Origin of the sequence: Olivibacter sp. EAT-5 (genome assembly GCF_044784325.1) — a bacterium.
Lineage (GTDB): Bacteria > Bacteroidota > Bacteroidia > Sphingobacteriales > Sphingobacteriaceae > Olivibacter > Olivibacter oleidegradans.
Map to the genome: position 1 here is coordinate 1,679,749 of NZ_CP173028.1, position 21,797 is coordinate 1,701,545.

Genomic DNA, 21,797 nt, shown 5'->3' on the forward strand with positions numbered 1-21,797 from the left:
TAAAGACTTTCATACCTAATGCACCAAAGGTTTTTACGTTCCCATAATTTACGAAATGGTTAATACTGCACTTACACAATAAAAAGGCAACATTTAAGAAGGATACAATATTGAAATTTTATGATAAGTAATTTTCAATAGCCTCCTTTAATTTTTCGAAATAGATATCTCGAAATTTTATACCAAATATTCCCCCCTCTCGTGTTGTAAACAACGTAGGTTCCACGTTGCTAGGGTCATTGTCCCAAAACAGCACTGCTATATCAGAAATGTGTTCTTTCTCCTTAAATAAATGTATACATGATATTACTTCGTAGGCAATACTCTCAGAGCATACGTTATCATCAAAAACAGTTTTATTACCCAGCTCTGGGATAACATATGTTTGAAAACCCCTCTTCTCATAATGCTTTATAATCGCATTCCCCAGTGAATACCCTTGATGAATTATTGAGAGAGGGGTTAAAGTATTTATATTTGATATATCCACACCGAAAAAGGCATATGCTACATTATCAAGCCTTTTAAATTTGTCGTCATCGTAATATATAATATCAAATCCCCCTCCCCAGCCATTTGAGAGAATTTCTTGAGTGATTCTTTCATTACCCAAAAATTTGATACATGATTGAAGGACAAACTGGCGACTAAACTTAGAATCAAATAATTCTCCTTCTACTATTATAAAATTCTCTAAAACCTCTGATGTCCAATCGGCGGCACCTGAGCCAGACGAAATGATTTCCAGATCTATACGGCTTTGGTCGATAATCCAATATCCCGAACGTAGAACCAAAATTTGATCTTTATTATTACCTTGTGCACCAAGCACGTAAATTGCTGAACAACTATATCTATCTTTTAGTTCTGAAAACACCTCCATCAATGTATCTTTATTAACTGGACGATGTAAAAAATAATCTTCAATATCAGATATAAGTAATTCTATCTCATAAACGATTCCAGAAAATCCAATGCAAAGTATTTCCTTTACAAGAATAGTTTTCACATTATAACCAACAATTGTTGTTGGTTGATTTGTATAATCATTGGTAGACGGCAACAGTATCTTATTAGACTCATAGTTATCAGAAATAGCTCTGTCGCTTACTACAACAATATTTCCATGACTATTAACGACCGATACCAACGTCATAATTGCAAATTTTTTATTAGATCCAGTAGCAGTAAATATTCCAATAATAATGGGGTACTCATAACTTTTGCCTAACATTCACCTAATTGATAGACAAAAATCAACGTTTTAAGCAAAATACCATGTTAATAATGCTATTATCGCGCCTACAATCAATCCGCTTATCGTTTGAGTAAAAGTATCATGCATCAGCTTATAAAAGAAACTTTCTTCTTTTGATTCATTGTTATGCGTATGTGAACTTGCATTTTCAACCGGTCCTTTATTTGTGTTGCCAAAATTAGAGGCGTCGCCAGCTATATAATATGTGTTTGAATTCCCCTGAGTTTGCCGACTATACTTTCTGTCATATTCAGAAACCAAATTATCTTCCGAAAAGAACTTGAAGCCTTCTTTTGATAACACTACATATACATCTCCATTACCTACTTTACCCATAATTTTAAGAAAACCTCTAGAATCAAGGTACCTATAAATCATATCTCGTTCATATTCAGGCACTAAATTTGAATCACAGATATTTAGATAAGCTTCAATAGTGTTTACTTTTAAATGGTATAACGTCCTTAAAATTTTATCGGCATTCTCACGGTTTAGGTCGTTCATAAAATTATATTTTACCAAAGGTAAGAAATCAATATCAAACGCTAAAGTAAGGATATGATAGCAACATATATCTGATTTCTATAACAAAGACAATTTAAAATATATTAATACATCCCAATTCTTTCAAATAAAAATCTGTCCGCATATTGTCCGTAAAACAAAACAACCTACTGAAAATCAGTAGGTTGTTTTGTTAAAAGTCGGGATGGCCGGATTTGAACCGACGACCTCCAGCACCCCATGCTGGCGCGATACCGGGCTACGCTACATCCCGAATTTTAGGATGACAAACTTATAGAAAAAATCTGTAAATCACAATTTTTTACCAAGCACATATTATTCGCTGAATATTGCTTTATCAAATACCGTTATTTATTCTGATTACTCCTGCGAACGTTAACCCTTTAACCATAAAAAACAAATAACAAAAATTGTATAAAGAAGAAATTGAAATATGTCAGATATTACATTTTGCCGTAAATCTATCGTATTTTTATCGTAAATTCATCGTAAAATATACGATGGATTTACGACACTTTATTGATCAATTTACGATGTATTTGAATATTATTCTATAATCTATATAATTTCTGTCTTTCTTTTACTTCATATTAGTTAGATCGCTGGGCATAAGATTATTAGGCCTTATAGCAACTATTAACAAGCGTAGAGGCAATAAGCTCTAGGCAAACTATTTAACGACTCCACTTTTTATAAGGCTTTAGGCAGATTGTTTAACGACTCAGCTTTTTACGCTTTAACTTACTTATAAGTATTAAACATTGTACATTTGAAAGAAAAAAATAAAGATGCCAAGTGCTACCGTAAACTTCTTTACTGAAGAAATTAAATACACTATAAAAAACAAACTGCTATTAAAACAATGGATAAAGGATGCTATTGCTAATGAAGGTTTAAAACCTGGTGAAATAAGCTTCATCTTTTGCTCGGACGAATATTTGCATAAGATAAATGTGGAGTATCTTAATCACGATACCTATACCGATATTATAACCTTTGATAATAGCGATGACGTTTTCGTCATCGCAGGTGATATATTCATCAGTATTGATAGAATCAAGGAAAACGCAAAAAGCTTTTTAGTAAAAGAAGTCGATGAGCTGCATCGCGTTATTATTCATGGTATTTTACACCTATGTGGCTATTTAGATAAGAAACCTGTTGATAAAAAGCGAATGACAGAAAAAGAAAATGAATATCTATCTAAACGGTCATTTGTATAAAAACAAAAGGGATTCATAAATAAATGAATCCCTTTGTTCTGCATTGTATGTCTATTTTTTTAATCTCTGGAGCGAAATAAGATGCTTGCATAATATACCAGCGTTGCCAGTGAAGATAGAGCAGCTACCACATAAGTCATGGCAGCCCACCAAAGGGCATTTTTCGCACCATCATGTTCCTCTCTGCTTGCCATTATTCCTTTGTTTGTTTCCAGCCAAGCTAAAGCCCTATTGGAAGCATCAAACTCCACAGGCAGGGTTACGAAACTGAATAAGGTAACCAATGCTAAAGCAGCAACACCTACCGCTAGTACAATAATATTACCTGCAAAAAAAACTAACATAACACCAATCATCAAAGTCCAAGATGTTAGCGTAGAAGCTACATTGACTACCGGCACCATTGCTGAACGAAATTGTAACCATGCATATGCCTTTGCATGCTGCACGGCATGACCACATTCGTGCGCAGCCACAGCGGCCGCGGCAACACTTCGTCCACTATATACTTCCGGACTCAGATTCACTGTTTTATCCGCCGGATTATAATGATCGGTTAATCGTCCTTCCACCGAAACTACCTTAACATCATAAATATTATTGTCATGTAACATCTTCTCCGCAATATCCTTACCTGACATGCCACTGCTTAATGGTGTTTCGGAATGTTCTTTAAACTTACTCTTGAATCGCCATTGAACAATAAAACTAACGATTGCAATACCTATTAATAACAAATACTCTGTTCCCATTTTTTTATCAACTATATATTACTTCCCTCAAACTGCATACCGACATTTACTTTTTCCGGCCTTCTACCTAAGATATGCATTTTTCTCCTAAATTTACGACAAAAAGATTAAAATAGCATTAAAAAAGCTGACCTTACCTGACATTATATCAAGAAGATAAGTAAAAAACTGACAATTTATCCGAGGTCGGTTGATAAATAAACCCGTACTAAAAGGACACATAGGAAAGAGCACTAAAAAAACCGAGGCTACCTGAATCAATTTTTCTGTCTAAATTTGTACAAAACAATTAACATGGAAAATCTGCTGATCGTTATTCTACTCATAGTCTTACTTTTCTTTTTATATAAACTGACGCAACGAACCAATCAATCGGGTAATGATAATATACCCGGCTTCCAGGGAGAACGCGACGATCTCCTTGTAAAAATTGCGAAAGCAGAACAGAAAGCGGAGAACTACCGCTTGGAAAATGAACGCTTGTTGAATGAGGTTAAAACCGAGCGTGAAAAAGCTGCAGCAGCCGAGCGAACCATTGAAAGCTTAAATGCCTATTTTGAATCGCAACAAGAAAAATTGAATGAACAGAAATTAGAAATAGCAACCATGAAAAGCCAGTTCAATAAGGAGTTCGAATTGATTGCTAATAAAATTCTGGAAGAAAAAACACTTCGATTTACGGAAACAAATCACAAGACCATCAACCAACTTTTAGATCCTTTAAAACAGAATATCAAAAGCTTCGAAGAGAAAGTCGATAAGACTTATAACCATGAAGCTGCGGAGCGAAACTCCCTTAAAGGGGTCGTTATGCAATTAATGGAGCAAAGCCAGCTAATTAAGGATGAGGCTATTAATTTAACAAGAGCCCTAAAAGGCGATCAGAAGAAACAGGGGAATTGGGGAGAAGTGGTTCTAGAACGAGTATTAGAACGATCGGGTCTTACCAGAGATAGCGAATATCGTTTACAGGCTAGTTTTCAAACTGAAGACGGTAAACGTCTGCAACCCGATGTGATCATTGATCTACCGGAAGAAAAACACCTCGTAATTGATGCAAAAGTTTCACTGGTTGCCTACGAGAGATGGGTAAATGCAGCGGATAATGATAATGAGCGCGAATTGTTTGCTAAACAACATATACAATCTATCAAAAATCATGTTACGGAGCTTTCGCGCAAAAATTATCAGGATTTATACAAAATCACGTCACCCGATTTTGTTTTGTTATTTATGCCCATTGAATCTGCTTTCAGTATGTCAATCACGATTGATAGCGAACTATTTAGCGATGCGTGGGATAAACGTGTCGTAATTGTAAGCCCGTCAACGCTACTAGCCACCCTTCGAACCATAGCCAGTATTTGGAAACAAGAGCGACAAACACGTAATGTCATGGAAATAGCAAGAGAAGCCGGCGCACTCTATGATAAATTCGTTGGTTTTACCGAAGACATGGATAAGATTGACAAACAGATAACCATATTAGCAAGGACACATGAAGATGCCCGCAAGAAACTAGAAACCGGTAAAGGTAACGTCATATCTAAAGTAGAAAAGCTAAAAAAACTGGGCGCAAAAGCAAGCAAACAAATAGATATAAGTTTATTTGATGAGGAGGAACTCACTGAAGACTAGCCGGTTTCACGTGAAACCGGCTAGTCTTCAGTGAGTAAGGAAGCAAGTTAACCGGTGAAGAATTTGCAGTTTACCGATTATAATTTATTTACCGGTTAACCGCTACCTGTTAACTAATTAAATGCGTTCCATCCCTGGGCAGTAATTGGGTATAGATTTCCGCTTTTTGATATTAAATTACATCCAGCGTTCTCTTCCATTATATACCCAATCACGCTGATATCCAGATCACCTTTTATCTTTTCATAATCGCTCTGCTTAATGGTAAATAGCAGCTCGTAATCCTCGCCTCCACTAAGTGCGCAGACCGTAGGATCCAATCCGAACTCGCGCGCTGTGTCATAGGTCATTTGATCAATAGGGATTTTTTCTTCGTATAATCTGCAGCCTTTTGATGATTGTTTACATAGGTGCAAAACTTCGGAGGCTAATCCGTCAGATACGTCAATCATCGACGTTGGCTTAATTTGAAGTTCCTTAAGCAATTGAACGACATCACGTCGTGCTTCCGGCTTTAATTGTCTTTCTACAATATAATCTTTTCCTTCCAGATCGGGCTGAATGTTTGGATTCTCTAAAAATATTTGCTTCTCCCGTTCTAATAACTGAAGACCGACATAAGCCCCTCCCAAATCGCCGGACACACAAATCAAATCACCTTCCTCTGCCCCATTTCTATAGGTTACAGCGGAAGAATCAGCATAACCTATACTCGTCACACTAATAACTAATCCCTGCTTGGAAGCGGATGTATCTCCTCCCACCAAGTCCACATTGTACTTCTTACATGCTAGAATAGCTCCTGCGTATAACTCCTCAACTGCTTCTAAAGGAAACTTGCTCGATAAGCCGATAGAAAAGGTTATTTGAGTGGCAATGCCATTCATTGCGTAAATATCACTTAAGTTTACTTGTACCGCTTTATATCCCAAATGCTTAAGCGGAACATATCTTAAGTCAAAATGTACACCTTCCAATAATAAATCGGTTGAAATAAGTGTCTGTTTTCCTCCATGCTGAATAACCGCGGCGTCGTCTCCTATGCCTTTTACGGTTGATTCTTCCTTTATTTCAATTGATTTATTAATCAGGTCAATGAGGCCAAACTCGCCCAGTTTATCTAAACCGGTATTCTCTTTGTTATCAAACATGTAGAATTAATATAGTATGTATTTCTAATTTAGAGTCCGAATTGTGCAGATATATCCAACATACGCTCAATTGGCTTCCTTGCTCTGTTTATCACGTCCAGTGGCAAATCTATTTCCGGTAATTCAAACCTCATAGCGTTATAAAGCTTTTCTAAGGTGTTCAGCTTCATATGCGGGCAATCGTTGCATGCACATGCATTATTAGGAGGAGCGGGTATAAAGGTCTTCTGTGGATTAGCTTTCTGCATTTGATGAATAATACCCGATTCGGTCGCAACAATGTAGGTACTAGCTGGGTCTTTTATGGTATAGTTTAATAAACCGGTGGTCGACCCTATATAATCAGCCTGCCTTAAAATGTGTTCCTCACACTCGGGGTGTGCAATAAATTTCGCATCAGGAAACTGCAATCGTAAACGATCAATTTTCTCTTGCGAAAATATTTCGTGTACCATACATGCACCGTTCCAAAGAACAAGGTCTCGGCCGGTTTTCTTTTTTACATAGTCGCCTAAGTTTTTGTCAGGTCCGAAAATAATCTTTTGATCTTTCGGCAGGCTTTCAACGATTTGTACGGCATTGGATGATGTACACACAATATCGCTAAGTGCTTTCAGCTCGGCTGTGCAGTTGACATAGGTAATGACAAGGTGATCGGGGTATTGCTCTTTAAACTTCGCAAACAAATGGGGTGGACAACTATCTGATAAGCTGCAGCCTGCCTTAAGATCCGGTAGCAACACTTTCTTTGTGGGTGATAGAATTTTAGCTGTTTCAGCCATAAAATGAACACCGGCGAAAACGATTATAGCAGCATCTGTTTTTGCAGCCTCTTGAGAAAGTCCCAAGCTATCCCCAATATAATCTGCGATATCTTGAATTTCAGCATCCTGATAATAATGTGCTAAAATAACTGCGTTCTTTTCCTTTTTAAGCTTGTTGATCTCTTGAACTAAATCCAGTCGAGGGTCAATTGCTTCATCGATATAGCCTTTAGCAGTCAGTTGTTCAGTATAGTTTTCCATTTTCTTAGCCTAAGCATAGTTCACTTATACAAATGTACGCAAAGAAAATGAAATCGGATTTTGTGGCTTTTCCACTGTTCAATAAAAACAATAATTCTTTTTATATAAAATCTTCTTATCGTTTATTAGTGTGTTAGTAATGTTAGAAAATGGGATATCTTTTTTCTTGTTTTATTTGATGTTCTATTTTTATCAACAAGTTTTTAACATTATTGATAAGTTAATGAATTGATTTACAATCGCTATTTATTTTGCTGTTTTTTCTTTCCATATTTTTTTGTCAGTTTTTTATGACGGAATTTTGGTTAGGAACTAGCGGTTCATCGGATGGATAAATAATCTAAAAGTTCTGGTAAATGTGAATATGATGGCTTCTTAACAAGTTATTCTTTTTATTCCACTGACTTTTTACAAAAAAATCCACATATTTAACATGTTTTTCCACCGTTTTGACGGAAGATATCAGTAAATAATTTTTTCAATATGACGAATGTTGATTTCTTAGTTGTGGGTTCGGGTATTGCGGGTCTGAGTTTTGCCTTGAAGGCCGCAAAATATGGTAAGGTTCTGATAGTTACGAAATCGAACGAGGACGAATCGAATACAAAGTATGCACAAGGTGGTGTAGCCGTCGTTGTGGATAAGTCAGACAGCTTTGAAAAGCATATCGCTGATACTCTGGTTGCTGGTGATGGTTTGTGTGATAAAAAGGTTGTGGAAAACGTTGTTAAGGAAGGTCCGGAGCGGATCAAGGAAATCATTCAATATGGAACTCATTTTGACGAAATAACAACAGGTAGTTATGATTTAGCGCGAGAGGGCGGACATTCGGAACATCGTATTTTACATTATAAAGATATTACGGGTTTTGAGATTGAGCGGGCTCTATTGGAGCAAGTTCATCAGTCTGCCAATATTACGATATTAACCCATTATTTTGCTGTTGATCTCATTACTCAACATCACCTCGGCTTATTTGTTAATAAGACCAGTGACGATATTACCTGTTATGGGATTTATGCATTAAATACGTTGACAAATGAAGTTGAAAAAATCTTAAGTAAGATTACTGTAATGGCTTCCGGCGGAGCCGGGCATATTTATGCATCTACTACGAATCCGGTGATTGCTACAGGGGACGGCATAGCAATGGTTTATCGGGCTAAGGGAAAAGTAAGAAATATGGAGTTTATTCAGTTCCACCCTACCTCGTTGTATAACCCCGGTGAGTATCCATCATTTTTGATTTCAGAAGCGTTGCGCGGATTTGGTGCCGTTTTAAGAAGGAAGAATGGAGAAGAGTTTATGTATGAGTATGACGATCGTGGATCGTTGGCGCCGAGGGATATCGTTGCGCGAGCAATAGATAATGAAATGAAGAAATCGGGAGACGATTACGTTTATTTGGATATTACGCATCGCGATAAGGCAGAGCTTTTGAAGCATTTTCCGAATATATATGCAAAATGCCTTAGTATTGGTATTGACCTTACGAGGGATTATATACCCGTGACTCCCGCTGCTCATTATCTTTGCGGGGGTATCTTGGTAAATGAATTCGGTCTTTCCTCTATTAATAATCTCTACGCCTGTGGCGAATGCTCTTCTACCGGTTTACACGGCGCTAACAGATTAGCTTCCAATTCATTATTGGAAGCTTTGATTTATGCCCATCGGATATTTGAACATGCAATAAGCGTTTTTGACAAGATCACTTTACCTCTTAATATACCCGATTGGGATGACACGGATACACAGCTATCAAACGAAGATATTTTGGTTACGCATAATTTAAGAGAAACACAGAAGATTATGAGTGATTATGTTGGTATTGTACGTTCGGATTTTCGCTTAGAACGTGCCATGCGGCGACTCAAATTACTTTATGAGGAAACGGAAGAATTCTATAAGAACACGAAATTGTCTGTGAAACTGTGCGAGCTTAGAAATGTCATCCAAGTTTCGTATATTGTCATTAAATCGGCAATGGCTCGGAAAGAGAGTAGAGGTTTACATTATACTACAGACTATCCGAATCATTCAAAGGAGCTGATAGACACTGTTTTTTAGGTATATGGCATTAATAAAGGCTGTTTTAAGTAAGACTCCAAGCATTGGCGTTGATACATTTATTGCAGAGAACGCCACCATAGTTGGTAATGTAACGATAGGGAATCATTGTTCTGTGTGGTTCAATGCGGTTATAAGAGGGGATGTAAATTATATTAGAATAGGCGATTATTCAAATATACAGGATGGTGTGGTGATTCACGGTACTTATTTAAAGAATGGAACGGATATAGGAAGTTATGTGAATGTAGGACATAATGCTATAGTTCATGGCTGTACGTTAAGGGATCATTGTTTGGTGGGAATGGGGGCAATTGTGATGGACAAGGCGGTTATTGAGGAATATGTAATTGTAGCGGCGGGAGCGGTTGTTTTGGAAAACATGGTGTGTGAAAGTGGTTTTTTATACGCTGGTGTACCTGCAAAAAAGATTAAGCCCTTAACAGCCGAACAAAGGACCTTGTTAGATAAATTGCCACACAATTATGTGCTATATGCTAGTTGGTTTGGGGTGGATTAGCTTCCATCGACTTATCTTCACTCGGTATATCGATGACTTCCTCTTGTTCCCAATTAGGTCTAACCGTGATTGGTTTACTATGATACCAAACCTTTTCAGGCTGTGTACGCTTTTCTACATCAGCTGGGTCCCATTTATTATTTCGATTTATATCATAAACGATTCTAATTAAGTACTTCCCACCCGGAAATTGCTTGAAGACGAGGCGATCGGATTTCCGAATGGCAGTTGAGAGAAAGATATTTTCCTTCTTTTCGTTTGTTATCTGAACGAGGTATTGATTTCCAATGGTATCAGGTACATTTAATTTTAGAATAACGTCTCCAAAATTTTCCGTTTCGTCCAGTGTAAACTTTCGCTTTACAGCCTTTGATTTTTCACCAAAATGGCCTTGAAACGCATTCTCTTTTAGATCCAATTCATAGTTTCGTTTAGGGCGCCAATTGTACCGTATAATGTACGATCTATTACTGCTGGTATCTTTTACTAGTTGGAAGTTAGTACGTGAAACGGAATCTTCCGTAAGTATTATGTTTTGTTTGTCAAACGACTTTATGGGAGCGGTGCTGTTTAATATGATGTGTTTTATTTTGTTAACCTTCTGGCTATTGATATTATCGGTAATAATGAGATCCCGATCGTACTTTTCATTTTTGCTTCGGCGAATGGTCGTTGAATCTAAGACCTGATTGTTTTCGGTAATACGTACTTTTAAAGAATCGAAGGTTAATTCACTTAGCCACATCGAAGCGCTATCCCGTGTAGAACTATAATTTACAATTTTATCCTGATCTAAGGAGTTTGGGCTAAGGACCTCAATATCGGGGTTTGTTATAGGTCTATTAAAAATGAAATTTATCGTACCATTTTTTTCAATTTTACGGTCGAGCAGTCTGAAAGTTGTTGGAACAGGTTTAGATATCGCTAAACGAATATTACTAGTGTCCTTGTTCAATAAGAAGGAGTCAGTTAAAAAGCCAATTTCCTCGTCTGTTCCGTTAAATATACGATCATTATTTTTTTCTTTTAGAGCATAAATGCGATATGTATCTTCTTTTAGATTGTGAATCTTGAAATTGCCTGCTGAATCGGTAAGCGTAAAAATATTCGCTTTTCTCTTACCGAATATTGAATCTTGCCGGGTAGGTATAAGCATAACCGTCACCTCCTTTTCCTTTTCTAAAGTAAGTGCGTTGCTGACATTACCTGATATATTAAGTGAATCTATTTGATCGCCAGTAGCAAAGACATAGCTGTAATTTAGTAAAGGATTTCCCTCGTTATAATCCCCGAGGGCTTTTCCAAAGTTTATGGTGTATGTTGTTTTTTCTTCCAGGGTATCAGGTAAGGTAATGACTAAGGATTTCTTCTTTATTTTATAAATTGGAATTTTATCCATATCAGGCGTTACACTGATTTCTTTCAGTTCGTTCTGAAGTTTAACAAATTCGTCAAACTCGATAACGATTTCTTTGGATTTAAAATTTCTGCTGAGGTTGATAGGCGTTTCTTTTAAAACTTTTGGAGGAATGCTATCCTTTGGCCCTCCCATCGGTTGCTGTATGCTTGCACAATGCGTATTGAATAATAAAGTGACGAAAAGAATGAGTAAAATAAGGTAATTTGTATTTAAGCTTATTTTTAAGCCTTTTAACACGTTTTTCTTCTTTTTGGAGATTAGCATCGTTTTTTAAAAGATAATGTCTCTTATCGCTTTATTTAATTTTTATATAACGTATTGATATTCAATATTTTATATTAATTTGACATATGAACCATAAGAACACTAACGTCAGCTGGTGATACGCCGGAAATTCGAGAGGCTTGACCGAGCGTTCTCGGTTTTATCTTTATAAGTTTTTCCCGAGCTTCTTTTGAAAGGGATATCAGTTGATTATAATCAAAATGCGGATTAATTTCTTTATCCTCCATTTTCTTCATTTTATTTACAATCTCAATTTCTTTATCGAAGTAGCTATCGTATTTTACCTTTATTTCGGCCTGTTCTATTATTTCCTCGGAAAAATCAGCGAGCAAGTCCTTTAAGCTACTATTTGCTTCAGCTAAATTCCAGATATTTACCTGAGGTCGAGTAAGGACATTGAACATTTTTATATTTTGGGTGAGTGGACTGGAAGATAATTTTTCCAATATTGGATTCATTTTAGAAGCTTCAACAGACGTTTTGCGAAGGTACTCTACTATCTCATCAGACTTGCTAATTTTAGTTTTCACTTTATCTAAGGCCTCTTCCGAAGCTAAACCAAGTTGATGGGCCAATGGTGTTAGTCGAATATCAGCATTGTCCTGTCTTAAAAGTAATCGATGCTCTGCTCGAGAAGTAAACATACGATAAGGTTCTTCTGTACCTTTTGTCACTAAGTCATCAATCAAAACACCTATATAAGACTCTGATCTTTTAAGTATAAGTTCATGTAGATCGTTAATTCGTTGATGCGCATTTATACCGGCAATGAGGCCTTGACTTGCTGCCTCTTCATAGCCGGTGGTGCCATTAATTTGTCCTGCAAAAAATAGGTTTTTTACCTTTTTTGTTTCAAGTGTTAAATCCAATTGCATTGGCGGAAAATAGTCGTATTCAATCGCATACCCAGGTCTAAACATTTTGGCATTTTCAAAACCTGGAATTTGCCTCAAAGCTTTGAATTGTACATCTTCAGGCAGTGATGTGGAAAAGCCGTTAACATAGATCTCGTGGGTTCTCCATCCCTCGGGTTCAACAAAAATTTGATGTCTATCACGTTCTGCAAAGCGATTTATTTTGTCTTCTATAGAAGGACAATACCGAGGGCCCAATCCTTTAATTCTGCCAGTGAACATCGGTGATTTTTCAAAGCCTTCTTTTAAGGTATCATGAACATTGGTATTCGTATAGGTGATCCAACAGCAGCGTTGCTCTTGAGGTAAATCAATGGATTGATAAGAGAAGCGACCTCTTTTCTCGTCTCCCCACTGCTCTTCCATTTTGGTATAGTCGAGCGTTCTTCCATCCACACGAGGAGGTGTTCCCGTTTTCATGCGACCAGACTCAAAGCCAATTGAGATGAGTTGCTCGGTTAGTCCAGTGGCGGCCTTCTCACCCGTTCTACCTCCACCAAATTTTTTTTCACCGATATGAATAATACCATTTAGAAAAGTGCCATTCGTTAATACAACTGCATCCGCTTCGATTCGTATTCCCAGTGACGTAATAACACCTTTTGCTCGTCCTTGATCTACAATAATTTCTTTAACGGTATCTTGCCAAAAGTCTATGTTTGATAATGATTCCAATTGGAGTCGCCATTCTTCAGCAAAACGCATTCGGTCGTTTTGCGACCGCGGGCTCCACATGGCCGGACCTTTAGATAAATTCAACATTCTAAATTGAATAGTGGTTTTATCAGCGATTATCCCAGAATAACCACCTAGCGCATCTATTTCGCGAATTATTTGACCTTTAGCAACACCTCCCATGGCAGGATTACAACTCATTTGAGCAATTGTACCCATATTCATAGTAATGAGTAGCACTTTTGATCCTAAGTTAGCAGCCGCTGCCGCCGCCTCGCATCCTGCATGGCCGGCACCTACAACAATAACATTATATTTTGAAAACATAACTCTTCGTGTTTCACGTGAAACATTTTATTGTGTTTCACGTGAAACGTTTATATTAATTCTCCTAATTCTATCCAGCGAACACTCTTTTCTTCTAGATCGTTATTTAGTACTTCTAGTTCTTTCGAAAGTATCGTAATAAGTTGATGATCTGTAGTAGATAGCAATTGTTCGGTTTTTTCTTTAATTGTAAATTCTATATGTGCAATTTCCTGCTCTAAAATCTCAAATTCTCGTTTCTCTTTAAAAGATAACTTGACCTTATCTTTTTTAGGTTCAGGAATGTTTGATGTTTTTGTTTCTTTCTTTACCGGGTTTTCCTCTAGTTTGAAATCCGAATAATTTCCATTATAGATTTTTATTGGTTGTTCTTGCTGAAAAATGAATAATTGATCAGTAAGTTTATCAATAAGGAAGCGATCATGTGAAACAAGAAGTAAGACTCCCGTATAATTTTCCAGAAAATTTTCTAAAACATTTAGGGTGTCGATATCTAAATCGTTGGTTGGTTCGTCCAGGATAAGAAAGTTGGGATTCTTGATAAGAACACGCATTAATTGAAGCCGCTTCTTTTCGCCGCCACTTAGTTTTTCAACTAAATTGTATTGCTTTTCTGGAGTAAAAAGAAAATGACTTAAGAGTTGAGATGCAGTAATGGTCTCCCCTTTTCCGGTTGTGATGTATTCAGCTACTTCTTTGACAACATCAATTACTCGTTGCTTTTCGGTGAAATTTAATCCGCCCTGCTTATAATAACCGAAAACAGTTGTTTCCCCTGTGATGATTTCACCACTGTCAGGTAACTCTTGACCGGTAATTAAATTGAGAAAGGTAGATTTACCGCTACCGTTTTTTCCTGCTAAACCGATCCGATCTCCTTTCTTGAAAATGTAAGAAAAATTATCAACTATGGTATGCTTTCCGAATGACTTATTAATATGATTGAGCTCTAATATTTTATTACCTTGTCTACTTAATTTAATGTCTAAACGAAGACTGTCCTTTCTTTTATCACTTTTTGTTTTTTCCTCCAAATCGTAGAAGGCGTCAATCCTTGCTTTTGACTTGGTACCACGTGCCTTGGGTTGGCGACGCATCCATTCAAGTTCCTTTCTTAATAAGTTTTTATTTTTCTCTAGAGATGCCGTGTCGGATATTTCGCGTTCTGCCTTTTTTTCTAAGAAATACCCGTAGTTGCCTTTATAAGAATAAAGGTTTCCTTCATTAAGCTCCTTTATTTCGGTGCAGATATTGTCTAGAAAATAGCGGTCGTGCGTTACGAATATAATAGTTTTCTGTCCGATCGTTAACAAATTTTCCAACCACTCAATTGTTTCAATGTCTAAATGGTTGGTTGGTTCATCTAATATATATACGTCCGGTTCGTCTATTAATAACTTGGCTAAAGACAGTCTTTTTCTTTGGCCGCCCGAAAGCTTGTTGATTGGTTGTTCTAAATCAACAATACCCATTCTATTCAAAATGGTCTTAATATTATTTTCAAAATTCCAGGCATCTTTAATGGTAAGTATATCTGCCAATTCCTGTAGACGGGGATTACTCGTTTGCTCTGTTCGTATAAGAAAATCGTACTCCTTTATGAATTGCTGGATATCGTTGTCTATGCTATAAATAAAATCTGACACGAGTGTAAGATTTTCAAAGGAAGGTTCTTGTTCGAGATAGCCTATTTTCAGATCTTTGGTTTTTACTACTTTTCCTTCGATAGGGATCGTCTTTCCGCTAAGGATTTTTAACAAGGTAGATTTGCCCGTTCCGTTAATGCCGACAAGCGCCACCCTATCCCCCTTCTGCAAACCAAAAGTGAGGTCCTTAAATAGCCATCGATCACCAAAGGTATGGCTTATACGCTCTACTGATAATATACTCAAATTATAATATTGTTATTTGTTATATGTAAATATTTATTTTACAAGTAGTTATGTATTAAAATGCTAATTTTATGTTGGCCACCATCTTTTACCATAACTATCAAGCTTGACAGTTCTTGAAGTTATTTATCATACTAAATTGCGCCTAGCCACACGCATTGGGACTAACTATCAAAGAATACCTAAATTTTTGTAAAATTAAGTAATATCTGTCAATAGAAGGGGGTATTGAATATATTAATTGAGCTTATGGTCGGGAATTAAATGGAATTTAGGAATGACTACATCAAATACCGCTCCGTCTATTTCCCTCAACATTTGATAGCTGCCCTGCATACTGCCCATGTCGCTCTTCAAGTTGCATCCTGATACATATTCATACCGTTCTCCAGGCGCAATGAGCGGTTGCTGGCCAATTACTCCTTCACCTTCTACTTCTCTATGTGTTCCATTTGAGTCAAATATAAACCAGTGTCTTCTTAATAATTGAACATTGTAGTCGCTCATATTTTCTATGGTGATTTTATAAGCAAACATGAAATGTTCGTTTTCCGGATTTGAATACTCCGGTTGGTATATTGCCTCTACCGAAACTTTAACACCTTCAGTAATTTCAGTAACCATTCTTTTCTTATTTTGAGGCAATATAGGAAATGGAGAATTAAAATAGAAATACTCCGTTATCAATTTTTGTTCATTTATACATCAGTCGTGACGTCCGCGAACTGAAATGCTATCTCATCTAAAACTTCATTAATCTCCGGTACTTTATCTAGGCTTACTAGTTTCATTCTATATTCTTTGAAATTGGGAATACCTTTGAAATAGTTTGCGTAATGTCTTCTCATTTCGAATATACCTGTTTTCTCACCCTTCCATTCTATTGACTTTACGAAATGAGTCTTACACACATCCACTCGTTCTTTGATGGTAGGACCGTCAAGGTAGGTACCTGTTTCAAAAAAGTGCTTGATTTCGCGAAATATCCACGGATAACCGATAGAAGCTCTGCCAATCATGATACCGTCAATTTCATATTCTAAACGCCAAGCAGCGGCCTTTTCAACGCTATCTACGTCCCCGTTACCGAAAATAGGGATATGTATACGCGGATTTTTTTTTACCTTTTTGATCAAACTCCAGTCAGCATTTCCTTTGTACATTTGTGATCGTGTCCTCCCGTGTATACTAAGCGCTTGAATTCCAATATCTTGTAGTCTTTCCGCTACCTCATAGATATTCTTGGTATGATCGTCCCATCCAAGTCTTGTTTTCACGGTTACCGGTAAATGCGTTGCATTAACTACGGCTTTGGTCATTGCTACCATCTTATCAATGTCTTGCAATAAACTTGCCCCCGCCCCTCTACAAGCTACATTTTTAACCGGGCAGCCATAATTAATGTCAATGAGATCCGGTTTGGCTAAAGTGGCTATTTCAGTAGCTTCTTCCATACTTTTGATATCACTGCCAAAAATTTGAATACCGATGGGGCGTTCATATTCGAAAATATCTAACTTCTGCTTACTTTTAGCCGCATGTCTAATCAGTCCTTCAGAAGAAATAAATTCGGTATACATCATATCTACCCCATTTTGTTTACATACATACCTAAAGGGCGGATCACTCACATCTTCCATTGGAGCAAGCAGCAACGGAAACGCTCCTAAATCAATATTATTTCCTATCTTGACAGACATTATCTATATTCAACTCAATCATTAAAATAATTTCCTCTACAAAATAAGCTCTTAATGGCAGAGGAGAGACCGATAATTCCTTTTATATGCAACGCGATTATATTGCATATAAAAGGCAATTTATCTAAGTTTGCAAAAATATAAAAAATTGAGTGCTTATCCTTATAATCGTTCTGATAATCATCCAAGTATGTCTTTTCTTTACTTACTCATTACGGTATTGCTTTCTGCCACCGTTTTTAGTTTAGTGGGGGTGTTTATTGGTTTTTTACTTTTTGGGCGTGATGTTTTGCAAATAGGAGCCAAGGGTTTTACCGGATTAACAGCGGATGAGTTAAACTTTATCAGTATATCACAGATTTTTTCAGCGATAGGAACATTTGTGGTTCCATCCCTATTGCTTAATCGAATAGAAAAGAACAACCGACCGTATTTTGATTTATCCTTTAAGCCTAATGTTAAGCTCTATGCATTGGTTTTATTATTAATGGTGGTATTTTCACCCTTTTTTGAAATAACAATCTTATTGAACGAGCAAATGCATCTTCCGGATTTTATGAAGAATATCGAACAATGGATGCGCGCGAAAGAAGATGAAACCGGGGCTTTGACGAATGCCTTTTTATCCCGCAAATCTTTCACCGGGTTGATTATTAACATCTTCATGATCGGAATTTTAGCAGCCGTTGGTGAGGAGTTTTTATTCCGAGGATGCTTACAGAACATTTTTATTAAGTGGATCGGGAAGCCGCATATGGCGATATGGCTAACGGCAGCCATATTTAGCGCAATCCACGTTCAATTTTATGGATTTCTGCCCCGAATGTTAATCGGTGCTTTATGTGGATATTTATACTTTTGGGGACGAAGTATCTGGCTTCCGGTAACAGCGCACTTTATTAATAATGTATCAGCTATTCTTATTGCCTATTATCTTGTTAAATCAAACAAGCCTTTGGATTCACTATCATTTGAACTTAATCAGTGGCCTTTGGCGATCGCCAGCTTATTTGCAGGTATCTTCGTTCTGTATTTCTATAGACGAAAAGCGAAGCAAATAAATTAAAAATCATTATTATTCACATGAAAACGCGCGTAATAACAGGTTTTTTCTTCGTTTTAGTTATGCTGGCATCTGTACTTTCAGGGGCTTATGCATTTAGTATATTCTTTATTGTTTTAGCCATTCTTAGCTTAATCGAATTTTATAGATTAATAGATAAAGAGGGTGTAAAACCTGATCGTTTGGGCGGTACCTTATTGGGAATAGTTCTTTTTATAATCGTGGCACTGCTGGATTTAAATTTTGTAACGCCTTCTGCATTATTGTATTCTGTCCCTCTTTTAGCCTTTATTTACATACGGGAGTTATATCGAAAAAACGAACGGCCTTTTTACAATATTGCACTTACTTTTTTAGGTGTTATCTATGCAGTAATTCCTTTCCTGTTTTTTTTCAGACTCGGATTCCTAGGAGGTCATTACGAATACTATCTTCCCATGTCGTTCTTGTTTATGCTTTGGGCAAACGATACCGGTGCATACCTTGTGGGTATGAAATTTGGTAAAACGAAGCTATTTGAACGACATTCGCCTAAGAAGACATGGGAGGGCTTTATTGGAGGTGTAGCTTTAAGTGTTGGTGTAAGTCTTATTTTACACTATTATTATGCCAATCTGGCTCGCTGGGAGTGGTGTGTGATAGCGGTTATAATTTCTGTATTCGGAACCTGGGGAGATTTAACGGAATCTATGTTGAAGAGAAGTTTTCAGGTAAAAGATTCCGGATCATTGTTGCCAGGACATGGTGGATTATTGGATCGATTTGACGGCTTGCTGTTGGCGGCGCCTTTAGTCTATTGTTTTTTGAAACTGGTTGCCTAAGCACGAGGTGTTCGCAGTCTCCATCGGGCCGATCATATTTCTGCCTGACTTCAAGACAGGCAGAAACAAGATGTGATACTTTTTAGTTTGGGTCAGCGGTGTTTATAAGATAGCTGAAGAGATCATCAGCTGCCATTTTTTCTTGCTCGCCCGTAATCATCTTTTTTATAGTTAACATACCGGAGGAGAGCTCTTCTGCCCCTATGAATATAACATAAGGAATCTTTTTCTGGTCGGCATAAGTTAGCTGCTTCTTAAGTTTTGCAGCTACTGGATAAAGCTCACTTGCTATTCCGTTTTTTCTTAAGGTTTGGAGTAGACTCAACGCATAATCTTCGGTAGACTGATCAAAGTTTGTTACCAACACCTGCGTTGTTTTTGTTGTACTCTCCGGAAATAGATCGAGTTCCAAGAGTACATCATAAATACGATCGGCTCCAAAAGATATTCCTACACCGGTGAGACCCGGTAAACCAAACATTCCGGTTAAGTCATCATACCTTCCGCCTCCGCCTATACTTCCCATAGAAACTTCGTTGGTTTTGACTTCAAAGATGCTTCCGGTATAATAGTTTAATCCCCTGGCAAGGGTAATATCAACTTCTATATAGGGCAATGCATTGGCATCTAATTTTTGCGCATAAGCCAGGACCATTTCAATTTCTTCGATTCCTTTTTGCCCCATTTCTGAACTTTTCAATACTTCCTTTAATGTGGCTAATTTATCGACATTGCTGCCTGATAAAGTAATAATAGGATCTAACATTGCAAGCTCTTCCGTTGAAAAGCCTTTAGCCGCTAGTTCTTGTTTTACACCTACCAATCCAATTTTATCCAACTTATCGATAGCTACGGTCATATCGATAAGTAGTTCGGGCTTTCCTATAATATCCGCAATGCCGGCCAGTAGTTTTCGGTTATTTAGTTTAATGACGAAGTCTTTTAGACCGAGGGATGACAGCGCTTCCTGGTATACAAGGATAAATTCCGCTTCATTTAACAAGCTTTCTGAGCCAACCACATCTGCATCACATTGATAGAATTCTCTATATCGACCTCTTTGTGGGCGATCTGCCCGCCAAACGGGCTGGATCTGGAAACGCTTAAAAGGCAATGTGATCTCATTTTGATGCATTACTACATATCTAGCGAAAGGGACCGTAAGATCGTAGCGTAAGGCTTTTTCAGCGATAAGGGGCGTAATCGAATTTGAATGAAGTGTTGCAAATTTTTCGGCGGATATTTTTGAAATGAAATCACCGGAATTGAGTATTTTAAATATGAGCTTATCCCCTTCCTCTCCATATTTACCGGTTAAGGTTTGCAAATTTTCAAACGAAGGAGTTTGTATTTCCTGATACCCATATTTCCTAAATACGTCTTTTATTGTATTGAAAATATAATTCCTTCTCTCCATTTCAAGTGGAGAAAAGTCACGTGTACCTTTTGCTAAAGATGGTTTAATTTGTGCCATGGCACAAACTTAGATAAAATTTTACTCTTTCAGATTGCTTAAAGCTATTAAGCGGAGGGGTTAACCAACAAAAAAGGAATTTTTTCTAATCAACCTACAAATCAAACGGAGCATACAAACAAAGCTTCAAAATAAATGTTTTATAGAGACATTATTATTTATCCATTAAATCATGAAAAGAAATTTAATTTTGGGTGCCATCCTATTATTTATGGGCCTAGGCGTTTATGCGCAACAAGATAAAAGTAAGCGCGCTAGTCCTCCTGACAGCCTTCGTATAACAACATCATCGGGAGTGACTATATCGATCAATTATAGCAGACCCTCTGTTAAAGGGAGAACGGTGGGTGAGGATATTGCCCCGGTAGGAAAAATATGGCGGACAGGTGCTAATGAAGCAACAACTTTTGAAGTAAATAAAGACGTTACAATTGAAGGAAAAGCATTGAAGGCGGGCAAATATAGCTTACACAGCATACCGGGCGAACAAACTTCAACCATTATTTTTAACAAAGTATGGAAAAAATGGGGACTCGATTACGATGAAAAGGAAGATGCATTACGTGTAGAGGTTCCGACGGAACAGAATAGCCAATCAGTAGAACAGTTTACCATATCGGGTTCTAAGGAGGGAAGGATAGAATTGATGTGGGGGACTTATAAAATAGCTTTTACGGTAAAATAAGAGATTAAAGGATTAAATGACTTCCATGAAGTGGATGATTAATCGTTCATTTCATGGAAGTCATTTTTTATGGTGTGTATACGGACATCATGTAAGATAAGTACGACCTAATTTCCTTAAAACTTTTGTATAAATTTTATTAATAAAACGTATTATCAAATAAAAGGTTTAAAAAGTTTCTCGAATGAGAAAAAAACTCGTTATTTTTGACAAAATTTTTAAAATATAGGCATTCAATTAAAAAATATATATTTGGTATGGTGATATTTCGGGATAGGATGTTATTTTTTAAAAAGATGAAGCTCCTTTGGGAGAGGAGCTTCAACGCTAACCAATTATAAACCTATATTAAACTGAGGGGCAAAACCAGACAAAAGTT

The 21,797-nt window shown here is 37.0% G+C and carries 18 protein-coding genes and 1 tRNA gene; 7 read left to right on the forward strand and 12 right to left on the reverse strand.

Annotated elements, in window-relative coordinates:
• Positions 1-118: 118 nt before the first annotated feature.
• The 3 genes from ACH11B_RS06760 to ACH11B_RS06770 all read right to left on the reverse strand — a co-directional run bounded on the left by ACH11B_RS06760 (position 119) and on the right by ACH11B_RS06770 (position 2,036).
• Complete coding sequence (locus tag ACH11B_RS06760) at positions 119-1,234, reverse strand: hypothetical protein (RefSeq protein ID WP_377613131.1); 1,116 nt, start codon at positions 1,232-1,234, stop codon at positions 119-121.
• Between the two features lie 30 nt (positions 1,235-1,264).
• Complete coding sequence (locus tag ACH11B_RS06765) at positions 1,265-1,762, reverse strand: hypothetical protein (RefSeq protein ID WP_377613132.1); 498 nt, start codon at positions 1,760-1,762, stop codon at positions 1,265-1,267.
• Between the two features lie 200 nt (positions 1,763-1,962).
• Positions 1,963-2,036: transfer RNA gene (locus tag ACH11B_RS06770), tRNA-Pro, on the reverse strand.
• Positions 2,037-2,571: 535 nt separating this feature from the next.
• Between ACH11B_RS06770 and ybeY the strand changes: the two genes are divergently transcribed.
• Positions 2,572-3,006: an rRNA maturation RNase YbeY gene (gene ybeY / locus ACH11B_RS06775; protein WP_377613133.1), complete on the forward strand. Its 435-nt coding sequence runs from the start codon at positions 2,572-2,574 to the stop codon at positions 3,004-3,006.
• Between the two features lie 59 nt (positions 3,007-3,065).
• On the opposite strand, the gene ACH11B_RS06780 is transcribed toward ybeY, so the two are convergent.
• On the reverse strand, positions 3,066-3,758 hold the full coding sequence (locus tag ACH11B_RS06780) for a zinc metallopeptidase (protein WP_013664584.1): 693 nt from the start codon (positions 3,756-3,758) through the stop codon (positions 3,066-3,068).
• A 294-nt stretch (positions 3,759-4,052) separates the two neighbouring features.
• Here ACH11B_RS06780 and ACH11B_RS06785 point away from each other — a divergent pair, with 294 nt between their 5' ends.
• Entirely contained in the window at positions 4,053-5,396 is a 1,344-nt protein-coding gene (locus ACH11B_RS06785; RefSeq protein ID WP_377613134.1) for a DNA recombination protein RmuC, read from the forward strand.
• Between the two features lie 113 nt (positions 5,397-5,509).
• On the opposite strand, the gene thiL is transcribed toward ACH11B_RS06785, so the two are convergent.
• Together thiL and nadA are read right to left on the reverse strand one after the other, a co-directional pair.
• The gene (thiL, locus tag ACH11B_RS06790) at positions 5,510-6,547 is read right to left on the reverse strand and encodes a thiamine-phosphate kinase (RefSeq protein ID WP_013664586.1); all 1,038 of its coding nucleotides are present in this window, start codon (positions 6,545-6,547) and stop codon (positions 5,510-5,512) included.
• Between the two features lie 29 nt (positions 6,548-6,576).
• Positions 6,577-7,572 (reverse strand): quinolinate synthase NadA, encoded by a 996-nt coding sequence (gene nadA, locus ACH11B_RS06795; RefSeq protein ID WP_013664587.1) that lies wholly within the window; start codon positions 7,570-7,572, stop codon positions 6,577-6,579.
• A 483-nt stretch (positions 7,573-8,055) separates the two neighbouring features.
• Between nadA and nadB the strand changes: the two genes are divergently transcribed.
• Positions 8,056-9,642, forward strand: a complete 1,587-nt coding sequence (gene nadB / locus ACH11B_RS06800) for an L-aspartate oxidase (protein WP_013664588.1) — start codon at positions 8,056-8,058, stop codon at positions 9,640-9,642.
• A gap of 4 nt (positions 9,643-9,646) precedes the next feature.
• The gene (locus ACH11B_RS06805) at positions 9,647-10,162 is read left to right on the forward strand and encodes a gamma carbonic anhydrase family protein (RefSeq protein ID WP_013664589.1); all 516 of its coding nucleotides are present in this window, start codon (positions 9,647-9,649) and stop codon (positions 10,160-10,162) included.
• Here ACH11B_RS06805 and ACH11B_RS06810 read toward each other — a convergent pair.
• The 5 genes from ACH11B_RS06810 to dusB all read right to left on the reverse strand — a co-directional run bounded on the left by ACH11B_RS06810 (position 10,140) and on the right by dusB (position 17,375).
• A complete protein-coding gene (locus ACH11B_RS06810; protein ID WP_130854629.1) occupies positions 10,140-11,846 on the reverse strand; it encodes an Ig-like domain-containing protein in 1,707 nt (568 codons plus the stop codon). The two genes, ACH11B_RS06805 and ACH11B_RS06810, sit on opposite strands and share 23 nt — an antisense overlap.
• A 74-nt stretch (positions 11,847-11,920) precedes the next feature.
• Positions 11,921-13,783 (reverse strand): tRNA uridine-5-carboxymethylaminomethyl(34) synthesis enzyme MnmG, encoded by a 1,863-nt coding sequence (mnmG, locus tag ACH11B_RS06815; RefSeq protein ID WP_377613135.1) that lies wholly within the window; start codon positions 13,781-13,783, stop codon positions 11,921-11,923.
• 50 nt (positions 13,784-13,833) lie between these two features.
• Positions 13,834-15,675, reverse strand: a complete 1,842-nt coding sequence (locus ACH11B_RS06820) for an ABC-F family ATP-binding cassette domain-containing protein (protein ID WP_377613136.1) — start codon at positions 15,673-15,675, stop codon at positions 13,834-13,836.
• Positions 15,676-15,912: 237 nt separating this feature from the next.
• Positions 15,913-16,299: a Co2+/Mg2+ efflux protein ApaG gene (gene apaG, locus ACH11B_RS06825; protein WP_013664593.1), complete on the reverse strand. Its 387-nt coding sequence runs from the start codon at positions 16,297-16,299 to the stop codon at positions 15,913-15,915.
• A gap of 74 nt (positions 16,300-16,373) precedes the next feature.
• On the reverse strand, positions 16,374-17,375 hold the full coding sequence (dusB, locus tag ACH11B_RS06830) for a tRNA dihydrouridine synthase DusB (protein ID WP_130854626.1): 1,002 nt from the start codon (positions 17,373-17,375) through the stop codon (positions 16,374-16,376).
• A gap of 190 nt (positions 17,376-17,565) precedes the next feature.
• Between dusB and ACH11B_RS06835 the strand changes: the two genes are divergently transcribed.
• Positions 17,566-18,441 carry a CPBP family intramembrane glutamic endopeptidase gene (locus ACH11B_RS06835; RefSeq protein WP_165446902.1) on the forward strand — a complete coding sequence of 292 codons (876 nt, stop codon included), beginning with the start codon at positions 17,566-17,568 and terminating at the stop codon, positions 18,439-18,441.
• Between the two features lie 17 nt (positions 18,442-18,458).
• The gene (locus ACH11B_RS06840) at positions 18,459-19,259 is read left to right on the forward strand and encodes a phosphatidate cytidylyltransferase (protein WP_377613137.1); all 801 of its coding nucleotides are present in this window, start codon (positions 18,459-18,461) and stop codon (positions 19,257-19,259) included.
• 82 nt (positions 19,260-19,341) lie between these two features.
• Here the strand turns inward: ACH11B_RS06840 and hisS are convergent, their stop codons facing one another.
• Complete coding sequence (hisS, locus tag ACH11B_RS06845; protein ID WP_013664597.1) at positions 19,342-20,733, reverse strand: histidine--tRNA ligase; 1,392 nt, start codon at positions 20,731-20,733, stop codon at positions 19,342-19,344.
• 172 nt (positions 20,734-20,905) lie between these two features.
• On the opposite strand from hisS, the gene ACH11B_RS06850 reads away from it, so the two are divergent.
• Entirely contained in the window at positions 20,906-21,418 is a 513-nt protein-coding gene (locus ACH11B_RS06850) for a DUF2911 domain-containing protein (protein WP_130854623.1), read from the forward strand.
• Positions 21,419-21,797: the final 379 nt, after the last annotated feature.

Excerpts from the sequence above, each read along its gene's own strand:
- ACH11B_RS06760 (WP_377613131.1), bottom strand. The coding sequence starts at position 1,234 with ATGTTAGGCAAAAGTTATGAGTACCCCATTATTATTGGAATATTTACT.
- hisS (WP_013664597.1), bottom strand. The coding sequence starts at position 20,733 with ATGGCACAAATTAAACCATCTTTAGCAAAAGGTACACGTGACTTTTCT.
- ACH11B_RS06765 (WP_377613132.1), bottom strand. The coding sequence starts at position 1,762 with ATGAACGACCTAAACCGTGAGAATGCCGATAAAATTTTAAGGACGTTA.
- ACH11B_RS06850 (WP_130854623.1), top strand. The coding sequence starts at position 20,906 with ATGAAAAGAAATTTAATTTTGGGTGCCATCCTATTATTTATGGGCCTA.
- nadB (WP_013664588.1), top strand. The coding sequence starts at position 8,056 with ATGACGAATGTTGATTTCTTAGTTGTGGGTTCGGGTATTGCGGGTCTG.
- ACH11B_RS06810 (WP_130854629.1), bottom strand. The coding sequence starts at position 11,846 with ATGCTAATCTCCAAAAAGAAGAAAAACGTGTTAAAAGGCTTAAAAATA.
- mnmG (WP_377613135.1), bottom strand. The coding sequence starts at position 13,783 with ATGTTTTCAAAATATAATGTTATTGTTGTAGGTGCCGGCCATGCAGGA.
- ACH11B_RS06805 (WP_013664589.1), top strand. The coding sequence starts at position 9,647 with ATGGCATTAATAAAGGCTGTTTTAAGTAAGACTCCAAGCATTGGCGTT.
- nadA (WP_013664587.1), bottom strand. The coding sequence starts at position 7,572 with ATGGAAAACTATACTGAACAACTGACTGCTAAAGGCTATATCGATGAA.
- ACH11B_RS06835 (WP_165446902.1), top strand. The coding sequence starts at position 17,566 with ATGTCTTTTCTTTACTTACTCATTACGGTATTGCTTTCTGCCACCGTT.
- ACH11B_RS06785 (WP_377613134.1), top strand. The coding sequence starts at position 4,053 with ATGGAAAATCTGCTGATCGTTATTCTACTCATAGTCTTACTTTTCTTT.
- dusB (WP_130854626.1), bottom strand. The coding sequence starts at position 17,375 with ATGTCTGTCAAGATAGGAAATAATATTGATTTAGGAGCGTTTCCGTTG.
- apaG (WP_013664593.1), bottom strand. The coding sequence starts at position 16,299 with ATGGTTACTGAAATTACTGAAGGTGTTAAAGTTTCGGTAGAGGCAATA.
- ACH11B_RS06840 (WP_377613137.1), top strand. The coding sequence starts at position 18,459 with ATGAAAACGCGCGTAATAACAGGTTTTTTCTTCGTTTTAGTTATGCTG.
- ybeY (WP_377613133.1), top strand. The coding sequence starts at position 2,572 with ATGCCAAGTGCTACCGTAAACTTCTTTACTGAAGAAATTAAATACACT.
- ACH11B_RS06780 (WP_013664584.1), bottom strand. The coding sequence starts at position 3,758 with ATGGGAACAGAGTATTTGTTATTAATAGGTATTGCAATCGTTAGTTTT.
- thiL (WP_013664586.1), bottom strand. The coding sequence starts at position 6,547 with ATGTTTGATAACAAAGAGAATACCGGTTTAGATAAACTGGGCGAGTTT.